Annotated in this window: 15 protein-coding genes and 1 pseudogene; 8 read left to right on the forward strand and 8 right to left on the reverse strand. The window is 40.0% G+C overall.

Annotation, left to right across the window (positions count from 1 at the left end; translation table 11 throughout):
• Together RRG12_RS22955 and RRG12_RS22960 are read right to left on the reverse strand one after the other, a co-directional pair.
• The coding region (locus RRG12_RS22955) for a CHAT domain-containing protein (protein WP_420760798.1) at positions 1-2,998 on the reverse strand (2,998 nt) is incomplete at its 3' end.
• A 232-nt stretch (positions 2,999-3,230) separates the two neighbouring features.
• Entirely contained in the window at positions 3,231-4,358 is a 1,128-nt protein-coding gene (locus RRG12_RS22960) for a succinylglutamate desuccinylase/aspartoacylase family protein (protein ID WP_420760799.1), read from the reverse strand.
• Positions 4,359-4,550: 192 nt separating this feature from the next.
• Here RRG12_RS22960 and RRG12_RS22965 point away from each other — a divergent pair, with 192 nt between their 5' ends.
• Positions 4,551-5,777 (forward strand): cytochrome P450, encoded by a 1,227-nt coding sequence (locus RRG12_RS22965; protein ID WP_420760800.1) that lies wholly within the window; start codon positions 4,551-4,553, stop codon positions 5,775-5,777.
• Positions 5,778-5,818: 41 nt separating this feature from the next.
• On the opposite strand, the pseudogene RRG12_RS22970 reads toward RRG12_RS22965, so the two are convergent.
• The 4 genes and pseudogenes from RRG12_RS22970 to RRG12_RS22985 form a co-directional block, all read right to left on the reverse strand.
• Positions 5,819-6,457, reverse strand: a pseudogene (locus RRG12_RS22970) (histidine phosphatase family protein).
• A gap of 320 nt (positions 6,458-6,777) precedes the next feature.
• On the reverse strand, positions 6,778-7,854 hold the full coding sequence (locus tag RRG12_RS22975) for a PEP-CTERM sorting domain-containing protein (RefSeq protein WP_420760801.1): 1,077 nt from the start codon (positions 7,852-7,854) through the stop codon (positions 6,778-6,780).
• A gap of 870 nt (positions 7,855-8,724) precedes the next feature.
• Positions 8,725-8,907 (reverse strand): CsbD family protein, encoded by a 183-nt coding sequence (locus RRG12_RS22980; protein WP_069070399.1) that lies wholly within the window; start codon positions 8,905-8,907, stop codon positions 8,725-8,727.
• A 347-nt stretch (positions 8,908-9,254) separates the two neighbouring features.
• Complete coding sequence (locus RRG12_RS22985) at positions 9,255-9,719, reverse strand: hypothetical protein (RefSeq protein WP_069070400.1); 465 nt, start codon at positions 9,717-9,719, stop codon at positions 9,255-9,257.
• A 255-nt stretch (positions 9,720-9,974) separates the two neighbouring features.
• Between RRG12_RS22985 and uvrB the strand changes: the two genes are divergently transcribed.
• The 4 genes from uvrB to RRG12_RS23005 all read left to right on the forward strand — a co-directional run bounded on the left by uvrB (position 9,975) and on the right by RRG12_RS23005 (position 15,036).
• On the forward strand, positions 9,975-11,972 hold the full coding sequence (uvrB, locus tag RRG12_RS22990) for an excinuclease ABC subunit UvrB (RefSeq protein WP_069070401.1): 1,998 nt from the start codon (positions 9,975-9,977) through the stop codon (positions 11,970-11,972).
• Between the two features lie 10 nt (positions 11,973-11,982).
• Positions 11,983-12,543 (forward strand): Uma2 family endonuclease, encoded by a 561-nt coding sequence (locus tag RRG12_RS22995; protein ID WP_420760802.1) that lies wholly within the window; start codon positions 11,983-11,985, stop codon positions 12,541-12,543.
• Between the two features lie 117 nt (positions 12,544-12,660).
• Entirely contained in the window at positions 12,661-13,263 is a 603-nt protein-coding gene (locus RRG12_RS23000) for a Uma2 family endonuclease (RefSeq protein WP_420760803.1), read from the forward strand.
• A gap of 45 nt (positions 13,264-13,308) precedes the next feature.
• Positions 13,309-15,036, forward strand: coding sequence for a hypothetical protein (locus tag RRG12_RS23005; RefSeq protein ID WP_420760804.1), 1,728 nt, complete (start codon positions 13,309-13,311; stop codon positions 15,034-15,036).
• A gap of 147 nt (positions 15,037-15,183) precedes the next feature.
• Here RRG12_RS23005 and RRG12_RS23010 read toward each other — a convergent pair whose 3' ends face one another.
• The gene (locus tag RRG12_RS23010; protein ID WP_420760805.1) at positions 15,184-15,804 is read right to left on the reverse strand and encodes a tetratricopeptide repeat protein; all 621 of its coding nucleotides are present in this window, start codon (positions 15,802-15,804) and stop codon (positions 15,184-15,186) included.
• Positions 15,805-15,959: 155 nt separating this feature from the next.
• Here RRG12_RS23010 and RRG12_RS23015 point away from each other — a divergent pair, with 155 nt between their 5' ends.
• The 3 genes from RRG12_RS23015 (at position 15,960) to RRG12_RS23025 (ending at position 18,360) form a co-directional block, all read left to right on the forward strand.
• The gene (locus RRG12_RS23015) at positions 15,960-16,748 is read left to right on the forward strand and encodes an SDR family oxidoreductase (RefSeq protein ID WP_420760806.1); all 789 of its coding nucleotides are present in this window, start codon (positions 15,960-15,962) and stop codon (positions 16,746-16,748) included.
• A 94-nt stretch (positions 16,749-16,842) separates the two neighbouring features.
• Complete coding sequence (locus RRG12_RS23020; RefSeq protein WP_420760807.1) at positions 16,843-17,562, forward strand: rhomboid family intramembrane serine protease; 720 nt, start codon at positions 16,843-16,845, stop codon at positions 17,560-17,562.
• A 126-nt stretch (positions 17,563-17,688) separates the two neighbouring features.
• Entirely contained in the window at positions 17,689-18,360 is a 672-nt protein-coding gene (locus RRG12_RS23025; protein WP_069070409.1) for a rhomboid family intramembrane serine protease, read from the forward strand.
• A 104-nt stretch (positions 18,361-18,464) separates the two neighbouring features.
• Here RRG12_RS23025 and RRG12_RS23030 read toward each other — a convergent pair whose 3' ends face one another.
• Complete coding sequence (locus RRG12_RS23030) at positions 18,465-20,648, reverse strand: GumC family protein (protein ID WP_420760808.1); 2,184 nt, start codon at positions 20,646-20,648, stop codon at positions 18,465-18,467.
• Positions 20,649-20,788: the final 140 nt, after the last annotated feature.

The raw sequence follows: 20,788 nt of genomic DNA on the forward strand, positions 1-20,788 counted from the left end.
CTTTTTGGCGCAACTCTTCGGCAACGCTTCCCAACTGGTGGTAAGTCCTAGCACAACTATAGCGATCGCCAAATTCGATATTGATTTCCAGGGCTTGTTGATAATAATCCCGTGCCTGGTCGTATTGGCGCAACTGTTGGGCAACGTATCCCAACTGGTGGTAAGTGCTTGCTAACAAAGACTTGATTTGTGTTGCTTCTACACCTTGGAGTTGTTGGGATAATTCGATAACCCGCAAATAGGATTCTTGGGCTTGGGGATAATTTTGTGTTTGGAAATAACCCATAGCAAGGCGATCGAGTGCCGCCACAATATGCAAACCTATCCTATCTGTTCTAATTTCTGGTGGATAAGCGACTTGTGCGTTACAGACAAATTCCGACAGTTTCAAACTACTTGGAATATCATTATTTATATAAAAGTATTGAAACAAGCAAAAGAAAATATCAATAGTTTCTTGTTTCTCTAAACAAATTTGCAAGGTATTATATAAATTTTCATACTCCAGCCGACAGAAAAAAATCCCAATCTGCCGTTCTTGCGGTTCCTTCGATTCCATATAGCGATTGTAGGAACGAGCTAAACCGATATAGTGGCTTTTAAAACCCTCCTGCAAGGCTTCGCGGGTAGCTGCATCTATTTCTGCTAATTTTGCTTTGAGAAAGAAGGGAAAAACAGGTTGAATTTGTAATAATTGAGGAATCTCTTCATTGATAAGCGAGAGCAAGCCCCAATTTATTGCTTCTTGAATTGCCCCATCAAACTTATCAAAATCATAATCCTGAAACGCCTCTAACTTCTGTAATTGCTTGGCATAATTAGCAATATCGCTCCTATCAATAAACCCACTAAAAGGAGCTAAACACAATAATAATTTTTGAGCATCCGGCGACAAATTACTATGAGAATATTCCACACATTTGAGAATACTCTGGGTTTTATCCCCACTTCCCGTATCTAAATTAATATCTGCTGCTGCTAATTTTGCCAAAATTTCCTGGGATGACAGATTTTTCAAATTCGCTAACACTACTTCCATTGCTAACGGATACCCCGCTAACACCTTCATCAATTTCTGAAAATCTTCCTCTTCCCGAATCTTACCTATCTTCCTTTTATCCCCCACATTCCGTTCTAAAATCTTATTAGATAACTCCGTCCTCGCTTCCGCATCCAATCCCCGCAACTGATAAATATTCTGTTTAAAAGCTCCTTGCAACCAACTTTCATCACTACGAGAACCTAAAATTACCCGCGTTTCTCCCCCTACCAACCGCGTCAAAAAATCTTGCAATTGCTTTTGCTCGGCTGACGCTAAGGTATTTTGAATCGCTAAAGCTTGTCCCGTCACCGACTCCAAATTATCCAACATTAAAATATGAGATTCTGACCGTAATTTAGCCAGTAATTTCTGCATCTGTACAGTTAAATTCATCGCTTGAAAATTCGCAAACTCAAACTTTTTATATACCCGCTTGCCAATGTCAAACAAAATCTGTGTCAGCGTCCAAGCTTGTTCATCATAACCAAAATAAAATATCTCCGGTGCAAAGTTCGTCGTCTGCCACCAACTACGCAAATAAGTTAACAGCGTAGTTTTTCCCGTTCCTCCCATTCCCTGCAACAGCAAAATATTATGACAAAACAAAGCCTTCTCAATCTTCAAAATCTCCAAATCTCGCCCGATAAATCCATATTCTGGCGGCGTATATTGATATAAGTTACCCAACTTCTCAAAATACTCTTCTTCTTCCTCTGCTCTAAATTTACGCAAATTCAAATTCACCCATTGGTTACTATAAACCACAGGCAAAAGCCAATCTTCCAAATCAATATCGGTATTAAAATAAGCCTTGCGCGTCTTATTATTAAATAACTCCCTTCTCCCCAACCGAATCGCTTCGCTTATCTCCTTCCCCCCAAACAAGTTTTGATAAACCTGTTCCATCATCAACCGCGCAGCCGAAACCGTCACCGAATAGCCCATTGCCACTACCATTTGCATTCCCGCAGTCATCAACCGACTACCCAAACTCGTCTCCCTTGCCTCCCCTGCCTCCCCTGCCTCCCCTGCCTCCCCTGCTCCTCTTACCTGCTTCCCCGACTGACAAGCATTGAGAATACAAACGGGAATCCCCTTCCCCGTCAACAAATTCGCTAATTCCCCCGCCTCTATGGGATCAGCTTTTCCCTTACTTTCCCCATCCAAAAACAAAAATGCCTTTACCCCCTGATATGGTTGAATATCTTCCCGTCCCCACCTAGCTTGATAGGTATATCGGTTGCGTTTCACCCCTTCCTGAATATCTGCATAACCCATCAACGCCCCGTGACAATCAAAATGGATGATATGATAATATCCCGCCCCCTTGGCCTCTAAATGCCGTTCTAAACTTTCATAAGTACCCGGACGCAATAAGTCAATATTTACAGGCAAGTGACTCTTTTGAATCACCTCAATCAACGGACGAGCAATGGTACGATAACCCACATCATGCTCCTCATCCGGTCGAGCAATGACCACCAACAAGTTAATTACCGCCGATTCTGCCATATTTGCCGCCACTGATGCGGCTTTATCAAGGCGCTTGCGTATCATTACGCAATCCACACTCAAAGGTCGCGGCCAATCCTTATCCCGCATAGCTTCCCAGTGCAGCGCGTGAAATTCGGGACTATTACCTACTATCTCAATTTTTACCTGCTTCAGATTTCCCCGCAGTTGGCGATAATGGCTATAAGCATCAATATCAGCCTTGAAAACCTGGTTAAATAAACTTTCCCCATAACTAGCAACACTCGTTTTCGCCGCTTCCGCTTTCTTCCCGTCTAACATTGGGTAAGTCAGCCATTCCTCAAAATACCATTCGAGTTGCTGTTCTTCCTTCGGTGTAAAAGGGTCAGTAATATTGATTGGGTATTCGCCACCATCAAAAATCAAACTTGCGGCAAAACCGTTTTCTGTTGGCTGCTGTTCCCGAATCGTGATGACTGCCATACACAAGTTAGCTCAACGTAAATACCAGGATATATTTATATACTTACGCATAAACTCCAATTCCAGGAAATTGCCACCAAATTCAACAGAAAAACCTCCGTTTCCCATCGATAATATTTCAATTTTTTCACCCATTGATGTGCCTTTTTGTCAAGGCCAGTTTCAATGCTGTTCGGTTAAGGCAGGAGACGCGATGAATCGCCGTCTCTACACTTGATATATTTGCTATCCCCTAACTAACAATTCCCAATACAAACTCGCCTTCATTCACAGCTTGGTTGGTTGCGACATCATAAACTAATCCATCTTGTTGAGCGCAGACATCAATTACACTAGGTAGTTGACCTTCTTTATTAAAACTGAGAATTTGATAGAGTTTGTCTCCAGCTTTGACTTTAGTACCTAATTCTATTCTGGATTGAATCATACCACCTGCGATCGCATAATATTTTTTCCGGTTGCTGCTAGATGCGAAAGTCATCTCATGAGTTTTTGCATCTTCTGGTAAATTAGAAACTTGTAGTACACCTTTTTGTAATAAATAGTTTTTCACACCCCGTATACCTTTAGCGACTGAATCAGGGTTTATTTGCATTCCTGTTCCTAATTCCAGTGTCCAAGCTTCCACATCAAACTTAATTTCTCTACCAAACTCTCTAAAACAAGCTTCCAGTGCTAACCAAGGTTTGATAAAAGCTTCATCAAAAGCATCACCATCGTATTTATCAAGTAAAATTCCAAAATCAAACCCGAAGTATTTTGCACTGTTTTCTCGATTTTGGAAGTAATAAACGTAATCTAAAGCTTGATTTGTAGAACTATGTAAATCAATTAAGTAATCTGCATCTAAACTCAGATTTTGTAGCTTGTAGGCAAAAAGCTCAGTGTAGGGAACACCATTAGAAGAATTAATTTTTTCTAAAATTTTTGCAAAATTTTGCTTAATTATAGTTAGATAATTTTGTCGAACGACCTCTAGATCACTATGAAGTTGAGATTTAGTAAAAGCTACTAAATCATCAGCTTCTTTCTCGTAGTCCCAAAATATCCTATTCCAATCTTTAGCTTCGTAAATGCAGTAACGTCCAGGAGAAAAATGATGAGCGCGTTCATTTGTCCCCATTGGATTACAAACGGGAACCAGCCAGATTTCTCCAGTTAAATCTGTATCATTTATGGTTAATAAAAACTCAATTAGCTGGTGAATAACGGCATTACCAGCAATTTCTGCACCGTGCAGATTAGATTGAATGTATACCTTTTTACCAGATTGAGCGCCAATAAATTTGTATAGTTGTAAGGATAGGCGATCGCCTGAAGCCATTTGACGTAATAAAATTGTTTCAATAACTGGCTGCATAAAAATTTGAATAAATTATGAATCAAAATCCACACAAACCCAAATCATACCAATTATTTTCGTAAGGGAAGCAGTTGCAGTTATTTGAGCTAGTATTTCGCAGTACATACGAAGCAATCTGAATCTTACTTTTGATCGGGGATGCCACCACATATAGAATTATTGAGTTATATCCTTAATCGTTTTTAACTCATGTCGTCACCCAGTAATCTAGAACAAGACCGATACAATCTATCTGCCCCGGAAGTACTGGACAATCCCTATCCTACCTACCGCCGTATTTTATTAGAAGATCCTGTTTACTGGAGTGATTTTTTTGGGGGCTGGTATCTAATGCGCTATAAGGACGTTGCCGCAGCTATGCAAGATAAACGGATTTCGTCCAAGCGTCCACCTATTAGTAAAATACCAGAATCAGAGCAACAGAAGATACTTCCCCTTCTGGAAACTCTATCAAAATGGATTCTATTTTGCGACCCTCCAGAACACACACGTCTGCGTCCGTTATTTAACAAGGCATTCACTCCTAGTATCATTGGCAGCATGGCAGAGCAAATTCAGACGCTAGTAGACGAACTAATTGATGGTGTCTATGAGCAGGGTAACATGAATATTATTCATGATTTAGCTTATCCAATGCCCGCGATCGTCATCGCCCAAATGCTGGGCGCAAAGTCCGAAGACCGCGAACAGTTTAAGAAATGGTCTAGCGATTTGGCAAGATTTTTTGGTATGTTCCGCATGAAGCCAGAAATTTTGACCACCGCTCAACAAAGTATTATCGAAATGACCGAATACTTCCGCCGCATCCTTGAAGAACGTCGTCAGAATCCTCAAAATGATCTCATGAGTAGCCTCATTTTTGCACAAGAAAAGGGAAATTCTCTCGATGACGACGAAATTTTATCCAATTGCGTTTTCTTAACTTTTGCGGGTCATGAAACTACCACCAACTTGATTGCTAACGGCTTACTTGCTTTACTCAAAAATCCTAGTCAAATGCAAAAGTTAAAGGATGACCCCTCGCTAATTACAACTACTGTAGAAGAGTTTTTGCGCTATGACAGCCCAGTACAACGTCAAGCCCGCATAGCAGTTACCGATCTCGAAATTGATGGCAAACAAATTAGCCAAGGGCAACGCCTATTTCTGGTAATTGGTGCTGCCAACCGCGACCCTGAGCAATTTTTAGACCCCGACAAATTAGACATTACACGCGCTGAAAACCCACACTTAGCATTTGGAAAAGGAACCCACTTTTGCCTAGGTGCATCTCTTGGCAGACTTGAAGCACAAATTGCCATCGACACCATTGTGCGCCGCCTTAGTAATCTCCACTTGGATACAGATCGAATTGAATGGCATCAAAACCCATCCTTGCGAGGTATGAAATCAATGCCTGTAGCTTTCAATTTATAAAATGCTGCCCTAACGAAAGCAATGCGATACAAGTGACTCCTTCACGTCCCTGGTAAATTTAGCAACCGCTCATCCAAATGACTACGGTCTGCCAAAACCTTTAACAACGGCCCATGTGAGCTAAATTCTACAATATTGACCGAAGCAACAGGACATCCCAAACGAAAACGGAAGCGTCCCACGTCAACCCCCAGAAAACTACACAGAAGAATTCTGATGGTTGCCTTGTGTGCAACAACTAAAACATTACCATTACTGTAACTTTGTTTAATTTCTTCAATTACCTACAAGGCACGAGAAGCAATTGTAACCGCCATTTCTCCACCAGTAGGAGCATTCCAAGCCGGATCTGCTGACCAGCGAATATAATCATCGTGATATTCACGGCTAATTATTTCTGGCGTTTTTCCTTCCCACTTGCCATAGTTGATTTCCTTTAAACCATCCCTAAGTTGTGGTTCCATCCCTATTGCTTCACATAAGGGTTTTGCTGTCAATACAGTCCGCCGCATTGGACTACAAAATATTGCTGTCCAATCCATAGAACTATATGCATCAGCAAAAGCCTTTGCCATCTCCAACCCTTCTGGGGTAAGTTCTGAGTCTATAGAACCGCAAAAGGAATTATTGCGACTACATTCTGTCTGTCCGTGACGGAGGAGATAAAGAGTTAGGCTCACGGTATATTCCCATCAATTGTAAATTTAAGAGCGCTAACAATCAGATGTCGCTGAAGATAGTTAATGCCTGTGGTATGTTACTACAATTTTTTGAGATTTCGAATAATTTTCAGGCGAAAGTTGCCGCAGCTACGACCAGCGTAGATTATTCCCATTAAAAAGGCAGGTATTGGTGCAGGAGCAAAAATTAAACTAATTTTTAGGTAATATTGCACCATCTTTTACCAAAGAATACATTAAACAGAATGTTAAGTGTGAAATTATAAATTTTTAACTACACACTTAACACGCTCTATCGTACCTATTTAGAAGTTGTTGACCTAAGCTCTTGCCGTATCTTTTCGTTGCTGCTTGTACTTGCGGCAGAAAGCTAGACCAAAACCACCGACCATTAATAAACCCAATGTAGTTAAAGGTTCGGGTACAGACACTTTAGTTTTGAATTTGCTGGTAATAAACAGACTATACACATTATCATCATTACTTGGGTTTACAGTATTTAACTCGACGAACGTATCACCTGCCTGGATAAAAGGATTAGGATCAGCGCTATTACCAAGAGCTAGATTATAAAGTTCATCATCAGTCCTAAAACCGCCAGAATCAGAGGCAAACGGATCTGGGTTAGTCAAACTATCACCAATACCGCCAGCAGTGATTAGAGCACCATTAGCTCCTTCTCCATCATCCTGACCACCAGCAGAGCTAGTTAAGCGTCGAGAGCTAGTAGAGTCTGTTGTCACGTCCACAATAGTCAATTGACCACTTGGCTGAATGCTATAGGTATCGGCAAAAGATACTATAAAGTCGCCACCGCTATAAGGTTGATCAAAATTCAACCTGGTTGTGTCTCCTGTGGGGGATAGCTCGCCGTCTAAGATAAAAGACGACAAACCGGCGGTTGTGGCATCTTGATAAGACACAACTAAAGTTTCACCGTCATTGTCTCCTAGCTCTTCAATAGTATGGTTTTGCAAACCTCCTAAAGAGCTAAGAAGGCTGGTAACATCCCAACGTACAGTAGTTGCTGGGTTTTCGTTAGGCGCGAGTACAAAGGCATCAGCAACCTTCAACAAATTACCGTTCAGTTTGACATCACTTACAGGGCCATTATAATCCTCCCAAACAGAAGAGGCATAAAGGTATGCTTTGAGAACAGTTGCACCTACAGGTACGTCTGTTTGCAATGTGCCATTGTTACTGGTGCTACCAAAAGCATCTATGGAAAGTGCCGCATTGTCGAAGCTCTCACGAAACAACAAAGCTGCGGATGCTGGCGAACTTAAGGCAGCAAACCCAAAACTGACACCAAGCACTGCAAATGTACTCAAAGTAGCTTTGCGTATGTCAGCAGGCAAATATTTCTGTAACTTCTGTCTTACCTGAAATCTATTCATGACACTTATTATGGGTATTTGATATTCTTAGGAAGAATTACGTATTTTTTCGTAAATCTCCAACTTAATATCGCTACACAAGAATATATTTTCAACAAATCATTACCTATATTTATGAAAACTTTAAGATATTTTTTTGATGAAAATATTTTAAAATGCAGCTAAAAGCTATAAATAATAAAGTAATTTTACACTTTAAGGAAAAAACATATATGTAAGTATGTAAGATTTACGTGAATTTTATTTGATTAAAAATAAATAATCTAGCGTGAATTCAACAGACCTCCCTTTCCCCGGTTCTCTCTCCAAAGCGCAAAAAGAGGAGCAACGCAAAAATTAGCTTCTTAAGCCTCTCTGCTTCGGGGAAAGGTTTGGAGAGGGGTCAAATCAAACTCGTGGAACTCACGCTAATATAAATAATGTATTATACATAATCTCTACTGAATAGTAGGTAAAAAATAAAGGCGGGCAATGCCCATCCCAATCTTTAGATAGTACGGTTTTATTTTGCCAATCTACTTAGCTTGCCAAATTAAACTAATTGAATTTATAAGTTTTGAATTTATAGAAATAGATTATCTAACTTTTAGAAGCTTAAAATTAAAAAGTGAGGATTTTCTAAAGCTCATTTTTGAAGGGATCTGGGGGATCTGAGTTCGTACAGTCTTAATTTTGTAATAATAATAATTGTAGAGACGTAATTAATCACGCCTCTACAAAAGTTCAAAAAATCAAGCTATTCCTTTATTTTTCTACACTTCCTAAAAAGAGAATAAAGGTGTATAACATTGATTTTCTAACACTCCATACCTTTTGGCAAAATGGAATCCATCCCATTGATATCCCTAGCTGCAAAAAGGTTATGAATTGCTAGTCAATGTTTTTCTTGACATTATCTTTTACGTCTTCAATTCCGTGACGTACTTCGCTTTCAGCTTGCTTGGCTTTACCTTTAGCTTTATCTTCTGGATCTCCAGTGATATTTCCTAATGCTTCTTGGGCTTTACCTTCAACATTTTTAGCAGCAGCTTTAGCGCGATCTTCAATACTCATTTTGTACTCCTGATTTTGTAAAAAATTCATTTCAAAGCTATAACTAACTTTGAAATCTTTTGTGATTACTATTACACAGTAGCTTAATTATTTTGCTAAAGCCTTCCACCACAAGGCATATTAAATAATTTGTAATTCGTAATTCGTAATTCGTAATTAAGAAAGGTAGTTGTAGTAAGTGTTCTGGCTGTTGACTGAATATAAAATAAAGTAAGAATAGTTTAGTTACCTATGCTAAAAGACATAGAACAAATGCAAATCTAGTAATTTCTACTTTTGACTGTTTAAATAAAAAAACCAGTTTCGCATGGAAACTGGGTTAATAAAGTATATGGTGATATTTTTTTCTAATCTAGAAAACCCATTAGGCTTTCAGAATTGTCAATCTCATTTGATGCTATTGGACGATTACCGAAGGTGGAATAGCTTTCATCAATTACCAATAAACTTGAGCCAATTGGACGAATCCCAGAGAGGTTGATACTTTCAACAACTTGGAATGTATTAGCACCAATTGGACGAATACCCATTGAGTTATAGGTTTCAACTACTTCCAAGGTACTAGTGCTAACGGGACGCACCCCAGCAATTGAGAGGTGTTCAGCAACTTCTAAGTCGCTAGCGCCTATTGGACGAATTCCAGAAATGGCGAGTGTTCCAGAAGCTCCCACTGGCAGTTCAGTAACTTCCTCGACTTTATCTGCATTCAAGCTCTGGTCTTGTTGATTTTCAACTTCCTCTGTACCTTCCCCTGGAGACTTGGCAGGCTTTTGCCGAGAACTGGTTGCTTTGCCAGCGTTGCTAATAGTCATAAACGAAAACCTCTAGTTTGTTAATTGGATTTTACAATAATTAAGGAAAGATGAAATTTTTTCCCATATACATTAAGAGTTTAACCTTAAAAAACCTCACATAGATATAAGTATCTTTAAAACTGATACATAAGTAAATTTTAATTAATAAGTTTTGTAAAAAATTATTACCATTTATTTTGGTCTAAGAAGCCAGCTACAATGGATACAGGGCGGAATCGTCACCATGAGATAGGGTATTTTCAGCAAAACTGTATGACAGAATTTTGTCTTCAAGCTCCCTTTAGTCCCACAGGCGATCAACCACAAGCGATCGCACAACTAACTGCTAGTATCCAATCAGGCAATCGTTATCAAACTTTACTAGGAGCCACTGGAACAGGCAAGACATTTTCGGTAGCAGCAGTTATTGAGAAAATTGGCAAGCCGACTTTAGTTCTGGCCCATAACAAAACCCTCGCTGCACAGCTTTGTAACGAGTTACGAGATTTCTTTCCCAACAACGCAGTCGAGTATTTTGTCAGCTACTACGATTACTATCAGCCAGAAGCGTATATTCCTGTTACCGATACTTATATTGAAAAAACAGCAGCGATTAATGATGAAATAGATATGTTGCGGCATTCAGCGACGCGATCGCTGTTTGAACGCCGTGATGTCATTGTCGTTGCTTCCATCAGTTGCATCTACGGTTTGGGAATGCCGGCAGAATATCTGAAAGCTGCCATCCCTCTTCAGATAGGTATGGAAGTAAATCAACGCCAAATTTTACGAGATTTGGCAAATGTTCAATACAGCCGTAACGACATCGAAATGGGTCGGGGAAAATTTCGCGTCCGAGGTGATGTCTTAGAAATTGGCCCAGCTTATGAAGACCGGATTATTCGTGTAGAATTCTTTGGTGATGAAATAGACGCGATTCGGTACATTGACCCGGTGACAGGGGAAATACTCAAGAGTTTGGAAGCAGTGAATGTCTACCCTGCGCGTCACTTCGTCACCCCAGAAGAACGGTTAGAAGTAGCTTGTAATGACATCGCCGCCGAATTAAAACAGCAAAAACTAGACTTAGAACAAGCTGGGAAACTATTAGAAGCGCAACGCATAGATCAACGTACACGCTATGACCTAGAAATGCTGCGCGAAGTCGGTTATTGCAACGGTGTCGAGAACTATTCCCGCCACTTAGCAGGAAGACAAGCTGGAGAATCACCAGAATGTTTAATTGATTATTTTCCCAAAGATTGGCTATTAATTATTGATGAATCTCACGTTACTGTACCCCAAATTCGCGGGATGTATAACGGCGATCAAGCGAGAAAAAAAGTTTTAATTGAACATGGATTTCGTCTTCCTAGCGCTGCTGATAACCGTCCATTAAAAGCAGAAGAATTTTGGCAAAAGGTGAATCAGTGTATTTTTGTTTCCGCAACTCCTGGAAATTGGGAAATAGAAGTTTCAGAAGATAATGTAATTGAGCAAGTGATTCGACCAACTGGAGTAGTTGATCCAGAAATTTCTGTGCGTCCTACCGAAGGACAAATTGATGATTTATTGGGAGAAATTAAAGATAGAGCCGATCGCCATGAACGAGTGTTAATTACCACATTAACCAAGCGGATGGCGGAAGATTTAACCGAATATTTGCAAGACCACGGTATCAGGGTACGGTATTTACATTCCGAGATTACTTCTATTGAGCGCATTGAAATTTTGCAGAACTTGCGCGAAGGAAAATTTGATGTTTTAGTTGGTGTGAATTTGCTGCGGGAAGGTTTAGATTTACCCGAAGTTTCCTTAGTAGCAATTATGGATGCAGATAAAGAAGGTTTCTTAAGAACCGAGCGTTCCTTAATTCAAACTATTGGTAGAGCCGCGCGTCACGTCCAGGGACAAGCGATTTTGTATGCCGATAATATGACAGGTAGCATGATTAAAGCTATTGATGAAACAGACAGGCGGCGGGGGATTCAAACGGCACATAATCGATTGCATGGGATTACACCGCAACCAATAGTGAAAAAATCAAGTAATGCGATTTTGGCTTTTTTAGATGTATCTCGGCGGTTGAATGCAACAGACTTGAAAGTTGTAGATGAACATCTAGATGAACTGCCATTAGAACAGATTCCAGGGTTGATTACTTTGTTGGAAGCACAGATGAAAGAGGCGGCGAAGAAACTAGAATTTGAAGAGGCGGGGAAATTGCGCGATCGCATTAAACATCTGCGGGATAAAATGCTAGGACGTTAACGTGAATTTTATGCTCACCAATATTCGCCTAATTAGTGTTCAAGAATATCACCAAATGGCGGAAACGGGAATTTTTCATCCTGAAGAACGCTTAGAATTAATCGCGGGACAAATCATTAGAATGTCAGCAAAAGGTACTGCTCACGAATCAGCAATTACCCGCACAGAAAGGTTGTTACGTCAACGTTTGGGTGACAAAGTTTTATTAAGAATCCAGTCGCCAGTGCAACTTGATGATTATTCGGAACCAGAACCAGATATTTCAGTGGTGAAGCTGAATCCATTAGATTATGAGGATCACCATCCCAATGCTTCCGAAGTATTTTTACTGATTGAAATAGCTGATTCCAGTCTCAAATACGATCGCGAAGTCAAAGCGATGGCCTACTCTAAGTCAGGTATTATTGAGTATTGGATTTTAGATGTCAATGGACGCAAGTTGTATATGTATCGTCTCCCTAGTCCAGATGGTTATCACAGCGAGAGCATACTTGCAGAGGATGTGACGATTTCACCTTTAGCTTTCCCTGATTGTGCGATCGCTATTCGGGAATTATTGCGAAAAATCTAAATAATTCGTAATTTAGAAAAACGTTAGTGAGTGCACGAACGTTTTTCTAGTCATACTAAAAGAGAACGCCATTTTTTCGCTATCCTAAATCAAGTGAATCATTAAGGGATCGTGCCAATGGTTGCTTTACCCGACAACATTTTGATGAGTGCAGAAGAATACCTGGTTTGGGAACCTACCCAAGAGGAACGCTACGAGTATTGGGATGGCGAAGTTGTGATGATGAGCGGTGCTACACGCAACCATAATCGGGTTTCTGGAAATTTCTTTAAGCTCTTAGATGATGCCTTAGCCGATGTCTACGACGGGCTACGCCTACGCACCTGTGAAGTATACATTGTAGATGTAAAGGTGCAGGTAGAACCGGGGCAAAAGTATTTTTATCCAGATGTGGTGGTGACTTGCGATGAGCGAGATACCGATCCACAATTAGTACAATTTCCCTGCTTAATTATCGAAGTTCTATCACCTTCAACTGAAGCAGCCGATAGGGGAAAAAAGTTTGCTAAATATCGCCAATCTCCAACCTTGCAAGAATATGTCTTAGTACAAGTAGCTCAACCGATTGTAGAAGTATTTCGGCGCAACGAACAGGGGAAATGGGTGCTGTCGGAGTATAATTTGGGCGATATATTGCGGCTGGAATCTGTAGATGTGGAAATTGCGATCGCCCATTTGTATCGACAAGTACAATTGGAAAGCGAAACCACTGATAATTGAATAGATGATCGATTAAAATTTTCTCTTCAGCAGATATGTAGGAAAATGACACTTAAGGTAATTGAAATAGAAAATGTCAAAGGCATAAAAAAATATTCTTTTAACTTAGATATTTTACCTAACAAGCCAAGTATTTTAGTTGCTCCAAATGGGTTTGGAAAAAGCTCTTTTGCTGCTGCATTTAATTTATTACAAGCAAATGGATTAGTCCTCAGTGGATACTCACTTTACAAAAATGACACTGCAAACCGACCAAGACTGTTTATAAAATACCAGAAGCCTGACAACACAATTGTTGACTTAGAAGCTGATGAGTCAATCAACACTATAAAAGATCAGTTCGATTGCTTTGTAATTAACAGCCAAATAGATGCCAAAGGTACTGGAGTGAATTATGGTTCTGAAATGACGATAAACCCAGTCATATTAATTGATGAAATTCCAGAAAAAGTTAAATTTCAATACTCTTTTAAGTCTCAACAAAAAATATTTGGACTAAACAACAAGGTGCTACCAAATATTAAATTTTTACTTTCTAATTCAAAATTAATTAAAAAAATAAATGAAAATATCACAATTTTAACCAATGCTCTTGAAAGCCAAATTCAACGTAAGATTAGTGAATTTGTCAACGAAGTTAATCAGGAGTCAGGAACCTCTTCTAACTTGATTGAATGGATAGAAAGAAATAAAATAGATAGTCTAAATAATATAGACTGCCTGAGTGATTTAGCTCAGATTCTTTACGAGTTTAATTTTTTTAATTTAAAAGCAGAGTATTTTTTAGCTGGAATTCAAATAATTAATCTGTATAATGATAGCATATCTGACTTTGAAAAAGCGTGTAAATATAAAATCTATGAACTAGACAAAGAAAATTACAAGTCCACATTGAAAGCCTTTAACTCTACGTGGAGAGATATTCGCATTAAGGAATCAGGGAAGCAACTAATAGTTGAATTTCCGGAATTTCATTATATTTCTAATGGTGAAAGAGATATTCTCACTTTTGTAGCACTTTTACAGCAGGCAAAAAGGAGGCTTAAAAAACATAGCAATATCCTGGTAATCGATGAAGTTTTTGATTACTTGGATGATGCAAGTCTGATTGCCGTCCAGTATTATATTACCCAATTTATTGAAGAATATAGTATGACAGGGAGGAGAATTTATCCTCTTATTTTGACGCATCTAAATCCAGACTATTTTAGAAACTTTACTTTTAGTAAACAAAAAATTTATTATTTAGATAGGCGGGAATTAAAGGTCAACCAACACTTAGTGAAGCTATTAATTAACCGAGAACATCCTTCAATACAAGATGATGTTTCAAAGTATCTTTTTCACTTTCATACTTCTTGCATTAATAAAAGACTGGAGTTTAGGGCACTATCTTTGAAAGAAACTTGGGGTGAAGGATATAATTTTGACGGTTTCATAGATACAGAAATGCGTAAGTATTTAAATCGAAAAGCTGATTATGATCCTTTTGCAGTTTGTTGCACAATTAGAAAAAGAATTGAAAAATTGATATATGGAAAAATCGTGGACATGAATAGTAAAACAATATTTCTTGATACTCATACAACATCAAAGAAATTAGACTTTGCGGAAAGTATTGGAGTGATTGTGCCTGAGGCATATTATTTATTAGGCATAATTTACAACGATGGTATGCATTGGAAAAAAGGTCAAGATAATGTCTCTCAAATTGCTGCTAAATTGGAGAACTTGACGATTAGATATCTAATTAAAGATGTCTTTGCTCAATAGTACTTAATTCTAGCGATGCTTCCATAGAGTTGCTGCAACAGGTCTAGCTGAATAATGGCTGCGAGGTTTGTGATGAGGGAAATATCACTGACAACAATCAACCTTTTGATACCTACAATAGGACTTTTAAAACATCCTCTGAGCAAATCAAGGCCATCCTCGTAGCTTCTTATGTACCCATGCCAGACACCACATATAATCATCAATTTTGAAATTATCAGCAGCTTTAACTATATATTCCTGAGCTAAACCAATATTATTCTCGACTTCGTAATATAATCCCAAGTAAAGATGACTGTAAAAATTTCCCTTTATTCCTTCTGATTTACCAACAGTTAAAACATCATCTGGTATACAATTTCCTGCATATAAATCATATACGCACTGCATAATACGTCGAGGATCATTTTTTACAGTTAGTAAAGAATTACGTGCCTCTTCAACACCTAACGAACGAGCTATGCAGAGATATCGCCATACTGTTTCTTCTACATCTTGAGCATTCACTGTCAAATCTATTTCAAATTGTTCAGCGCCCTCAGCAAATCTTTCTGCATAATAGTACGATAATCCCCGTTGCCAGAGGTAGGGTTTAATACTAGTATCCAATTGCTCTGCTGTGTCGAAATCTTGAATAGATTCATCAATCTTGGCTAGTTGAAAGTTAACCATGCCTCGGCGAATGTAAGCATTGGGATTTTTCGGCTGATTGCGAATGGTTTCGTTCCAGCGCTGGAGTTGATTTTGCAGAGAATTTGAAAAAAACATGAGTTTGGTCAGCTATTGAATTGGAATCAGATGCAGTGAATAGTTTAGGGGTTGCGATCGCCTACATTACTATAAAAAGCGATCGCATCGGACACCTGCAAGATAAACTATTAGGTTATTGATGGCTTGAAAATAAAAAATCCGCAGAATTACAAATGAGCGATGCCTACGAGGGGCTACGTCTACGCTGGACACTGACAGGAAAGAAAGCACTGATTACAGGTGCTACCAAAGGCATTGGACTAGCTGTTGCCAATGAGTTTTTATCTCTAGGTGCGGAAGTCACAATTGTGGCACGGAATTCTCAAGATGTTGAACAACAATTAATTACCTGGCAACAATCAGGCTTACCTGCTTATGGGATTACCGCAGATGTTGCAACCCCTGATGGGCGACAAGCCATTTTTGAGCAGGTTGGCAAAACCTGGGATAAATTAGACATCCTGGTGAATAATGTGGGAACCAATATCAGCAAAAAAGTAGTAGACTACACGACTGCTGAATATGAGTTCATCATCCAGACAAACCAGATATCAATTTTTGAGATGTGCCGTCTGTTTTACCCTCTGCTGCAAAATGGGGAAAATAGCAGCATTGTAAATATAAGTTCGGTGGCGGGTTTAGTCTCGAACCGTACAGGCGCTCCTTATGGTATGACTAAAGCGGCTATAAATCAACTGACGCGATCGCTATCAGTTGAATGGGCTTCCGATCATATTAGGGTAAATACCGTAGCACCTTGGGCTATTCGCACGCCTCTAACCGAATCTGTACTCGATAATCAAGATTTTCTCAAATTAGTTCTATCACAAACACCTATGGGAAGGGTTGGTCAACCAGAAGAAGTAGCGGGTTTAGTAGCATTTCTTTGTATGCCTGCGGCATCTTTCATCACTGGACAATGTATCACCGTCGATGGTGGATTTTTGGCTTTCGGTTTTTAAGTTTAAAAGCGAGATTTATCCACGAGGTAGAAGAAAATACTTGCAAAATTCAGTATTCTAGAATCGCTGTCTTAACAAATCAGGAAAAACGCCCGTGGTTCCAATTAGCGATAATAATCCGACCAAAATCACCCCTTATGTAACTTATGGACTGATTGCTGCCAACGTCCTCGCTTTTCTTTATGAAGCAAGTCTTCCCCCACAAGCATTAAATGGTTTTTTACACCTTGCGGCTGTAGTTCCACGAGAACTCTCCTTAAGCTTTGCTGGTATCTCTGTACATCAACCAGTACCAGAGTGGGCAACTTTGATTACTTCACAATTTTTGCATGGGGGATTGTTGCACTTAGGTGGCAATATGTTATTTCTTTGGATTTTTGGCAACAACGTTGAAGATAAGTTAGGTCATGCCAAATATTTACTGTTTTATTTATCTTGCGGTGTTTTGGCATCCTTAACTCAGTGGTTCTTCGCTCAAGATTCTAGCATTCCATCTTTGGGTGCGAGTGGTGCGATCGCAGGTGTCATGGGTGCATATATTCTCCGCTTCCCTAACGCCGAAGTTCTAGGCGTTGTACCTTTAGGATTTTTCTTCCCGACTTTCCGCGTTCCCGCCTATTTCTTTTTAGGATTCTGGTTTCTCGAACAAGCCTTTTACGGACTTGCTAGTTTTGAAACACGTACCAACATCGGCATGGAAAGCGGCGGTATCGCCTACTGGGCCCATGCGGGCGGATTTATCTTTGGGGCAATTCTCGGCCCCCTGTTGGGTTTATTTAGCGATAAATCCCTGAAAGAATCTTGGTATAAGTAACTCTTCATGTTATACCGTGTCCCTCAATCATACTGATTAATTTTAATAGGTGAAATTGCCTAGCCTTCGCAACTGCTAGCCTTACAAGCTATATTGCAGTTAGTCAATAATTTAGGAAAAACACCTGTGTTTCCCCTCTACGATGAAAATCCGACGCGAATCACCCCGTATTTCACCTACGGGTTAATTGGCATGAATATTTTAGTTTTCCTTCACGAGGTGAGCCTGTCAAATGCACAATTGAGTCAGTTTTTCAATCAATATGCGGTAGTACCTCAAGAATTAACCACCAATTTGGGTGAAGAATGGATAACGTTATTTACGTCGCAATTTTTACACGGTGGTTGGTGGCACTTAATCTCAAATATGGTGTTTCTCTGGGTTTTTGGCAACAATATTGAAGATCGATTGGGTCATTTAAAATATCTGATTTTTTATTTGGCGTGTGGTGCTTTAGCTGCCTTGTGCCAATGGTTTATTGGCATGAATTCTGAGATTCCTTCCTTGGGGGCAAGTGGTGCAATTTCTGGGGTTTTGGGTGCGTACATTATCCGCTTTCCCCATGCTAAAGTCATGACTTTAGTTTTTTTGGGGATTTTCATCACCACAATCAGAGTTCCAGCACTAGTAATCATTGGACTTTTTGTTGTGCAAAATGTAATATCTGGTCTTGCTACTCTGCAAACAGCGGCTAATATGGCTGTGCAAACCGGTGGAGTTGCGTACTGGGCGCACATTGGTGGTTTTGTTTTTGGAGTGATTCTCGCTCCCCTATTTGGCTTGTTTAGGCGCGACTAAGTACAGCATTTCCTAAAACTCGTAATGCCTATCAAAGCTCTGCGTATCCTCTGCGCTAACGCGAATGCGTCCCTCTGCGTTAAAATTTCCATATTTGGAAACTATTAGTTTTTGTTGGCACTCGCTGAAACTTCTTCAGATTCTTCCACCTCAGATGTAAATGTTGATGATGTTGATGATGGTACAACTGGTTCAGGTGCAGAAACGGTGATATCAGCACCATTAATAATTGCTCCCAATAACCCTAGTTCAGCTTCCACTAATTGATCAATAGCCTCACCTAGCATATTCTCTTGTGTATAGTGTGGTCGCGCTACTAGTACGATCCCATCGCTGTAGGGCTGGATTAACAAAGGGTCATTAGATATGCTGAGAGGGCTAGTATCTAAAATCACTAAATCAAAACGTTCCCGCACATCCTCCATCAGCCGCCGCATTTCGCTAGATTCAAGAATAGCAGCGGATTGCCGTACAGGGCCGGGGCTGGGGACAATGTATAAATTTTCTACATCAGGCACTAAACGAATACATTCACTCAAGTTAGCGTAATAACGCAGGGGTTCAATAGTTGCTTCAGGATCAGGAATTACATTCAGGGATGTACAACGGGAAGGCGATCGCAAATCTGTTTCGATAATTAAGGTTCTTTTACCAGCGCGGGCTGAAGCTACACCCAAGTTATATGCACTTGTTGTTTTACCCTCTAGGCTACTGGTGCTAGTAACCAACACCACCTTTAAGTTTTTACCACCAATCCGGCGCAGATTACTACGGAATTTCTCATAAAATTCTAAATAAGGAGAATCTTGGGAAAATAACACCGGCACAGCATCTTGATCCAAATCATCAACTGGCATTAAAGGCAATTCTCCCAACACTGCCACTTCCCGTTGCTTGAGACTCTGGCGGATATCCTCTCTGGTTTTGAAAGTTCCTTCCAGCGCTCCCAACAAAAATATCACCCCGCCACCAATTACCAGACCCAAGAAAACACCCACAGCAAGGGTAATAGGCACACTCTTCGGAGGTTTTAGATCGACAGTAACAGTGGGGCGTCTGGCAATGCTGAGACTGCTGGTAGTTTCTGCCTCTGCGGTTTTAGCATCGGTTAATTTCACCTGCATTTGATCATAGATAGCTTTTTTGAGCGCAACCTCCTGTTCTAAACGCGATCGCTCTAATTGCTTATTGGGTATCAGAGAATACTCTTGCCGTAGTCGCGCTTCTTGTTGGATTTCTTGAGTTAGTTGTTGTTGTAGCGTCTCTCGTTGGGTTTGCAAAGACACCATTTGGTTTGCTAATTGCTGGCGGGCTGGATCTAAGCTGCTTTGGGTGCGAATACCTGCAACACTACCCTGAAGCGGAGCGGCCGTACCATCACCACCTAATACCTCAGAGGCACGTTGTTGCAGCAATTCTTCCGCAGCTTGTTTCTGACGTAGCAACTGAACCATCGTTGGGTGTTCCGGCCGCAAATCTTTTCTGAGCACGGCGATTTGTGACTCACTTTGATAAATTTGCGCTCGCAAGTTACCAATTATGGGATCAGCACTCAAAGCAGAAGAAATATAAGCCTGTCCGACTGTTAAGCCTAACTTATTTTGTAAACTACGAAGTTGCCCATCAACTCCAGAAATAGTTAATTGAATTTGCCGTTGGAGATTTTGGCTGGCAGTAATAGCGCTTAACAAGCTGCCATTCTCGGCTGCTAATATTGCTGTGCGCTCTATGCGATCGTACTGTTCCAACTTCTGTTCAGCAACTTGCAGTTCCCGTTTAGTTTGTGGTGTGCGATCGTTAATCTTTTCAATAATTGCTTGTAATCGCCCAGTATTGATATCACTACTCAACTTGACCATTGCTTGCATCAATTCTGTCAAGACCTGGATAGCTCGTTTGGCATCACCATCGACATATTTCAATTCCAAGATACTAGATTCTAATTCTCCACTCCTAGGATTTTTTTTAGGTACAGAAAGGACAACACTGGCACCGAGCTTTTGCGGTTTGACACCAACTTTTTCTGCCACTGCTGCAATTATTTGGTTTGAGAGTAAAACTTCCTCATTCAGTTCTTTTCCTTGCTGTTGGATTTCACTACCAGTTGCAGAGAAAGAAACTGGTGGACCACTATAAGTAAGTGCAGCAGATGCTATATAGCTAGTAGGTGGCTCTGGTTGCATAGCCACCACAGTTGACCCTGCTACAACTAAAGCAAAACTAGCTAGTCCAATCCACTTGTACTTATCAAAAGCAATAAGATAGCGCTTAACAATTGGTGGGGTCATGGCAGGGGCATATAGAATCAGTAATCAGTTGTCAGTTATTTAGTTATCAGCTGTCAATTTTGATTTGTTATTTTTCACCATTATCTTCTCTATCTCTCTCATCACAATTATCTCTGTTCATCTAGCAACAATCAGCAAAA

It is taken from the genome of Nostoc sp. CALU 546 (genome assembly GCF_048836525.1).

Bases quoted from the DNA above. Each gene is read 5' to 3' on its own strand.
- RRG12_RS22960 (WP_420760799.1), bottom strand. From the start codon at position 4,358: ATGCAGCCAGTTATTGAAACAATTTTATTACGTCAAATGGCTTCAGGC.
- RRG12_RS22965 (WP_420760800.1), top strand. From the start codon at position 4,551: ATGTCGTCACCCAGTAATCTAGAACAAGACCGATACAATCTATCTGCC.
- RRG12_RS22975 (WP_420760801.1), bottom strand. From the start codon at position 7,854: ATGAATAGATTTCAGGTAAGACAGAAGTTACAGAAATATTTGCCTGCT.
- RRG12_RS22980 (WP_069070399.1), bottom strand. From the start codon at position 8,907: ATGAGTATTGAAGATCGCGCTAAAGCTGCTGCTAAAAATGTTGAAGGT.
- RRG12_RS22985 (WP_069070400.1), bottom strand. From the start codon at position 9,719: ATGACTATTAGCAACGCTGGCAAAGCAACCAGTTCTCGGCAAAAGCCT.
- uvrB (WP_069070401.1), top strand. From the start codon at position 9,975: ATGACAGAATTTTGTCTTCAAGCTCCCTTTAGTCCCACAGGCGATCAA.
- RRG12_RS22995 (WP_420760802.1), top strand. From the start codon at position 11,983: ATGCTCACCAATATTCGCCTAATTAGTGTTCAAGAATATCACCAAATG.
- RRG12_RS23000 (WP_420760803.1), top strand. From the start codon at position 12,661: ATGGTTGCTTTACCCGACAACATTTTGATGAGTGCAGAAGAATACCTG.
- RRG12_RS23005 (WP_420760804.1), top strand. From the start codon at position 13,309: ATGACACTTAAGGTAATTGAAATAGAAAATGTCAAAGGCATAAAAAAA.
- RRG12_RS23010 (WP_420760805.1), bottom strand. From the start codon at position 15,804: ATGTTTTTTTCAAATTCTCTGCAAAATCAACTCCAGCGCTGGAACGAA.
- RRG12_RS23015 (WP_420760806.1), top strand. From the start codon at position 15,960: ATGAGCGATGCCTACGAGGGGCTACGTCTACGCTGGACACTGACAGGA.
- RRG12_RS23030 (WP_420760808.1), bottom strand. From the start codon at position 20,648: ATGACCCCACCAATTGTTAAGCGCTATCTTATTGCTTTTGATAAGTAC.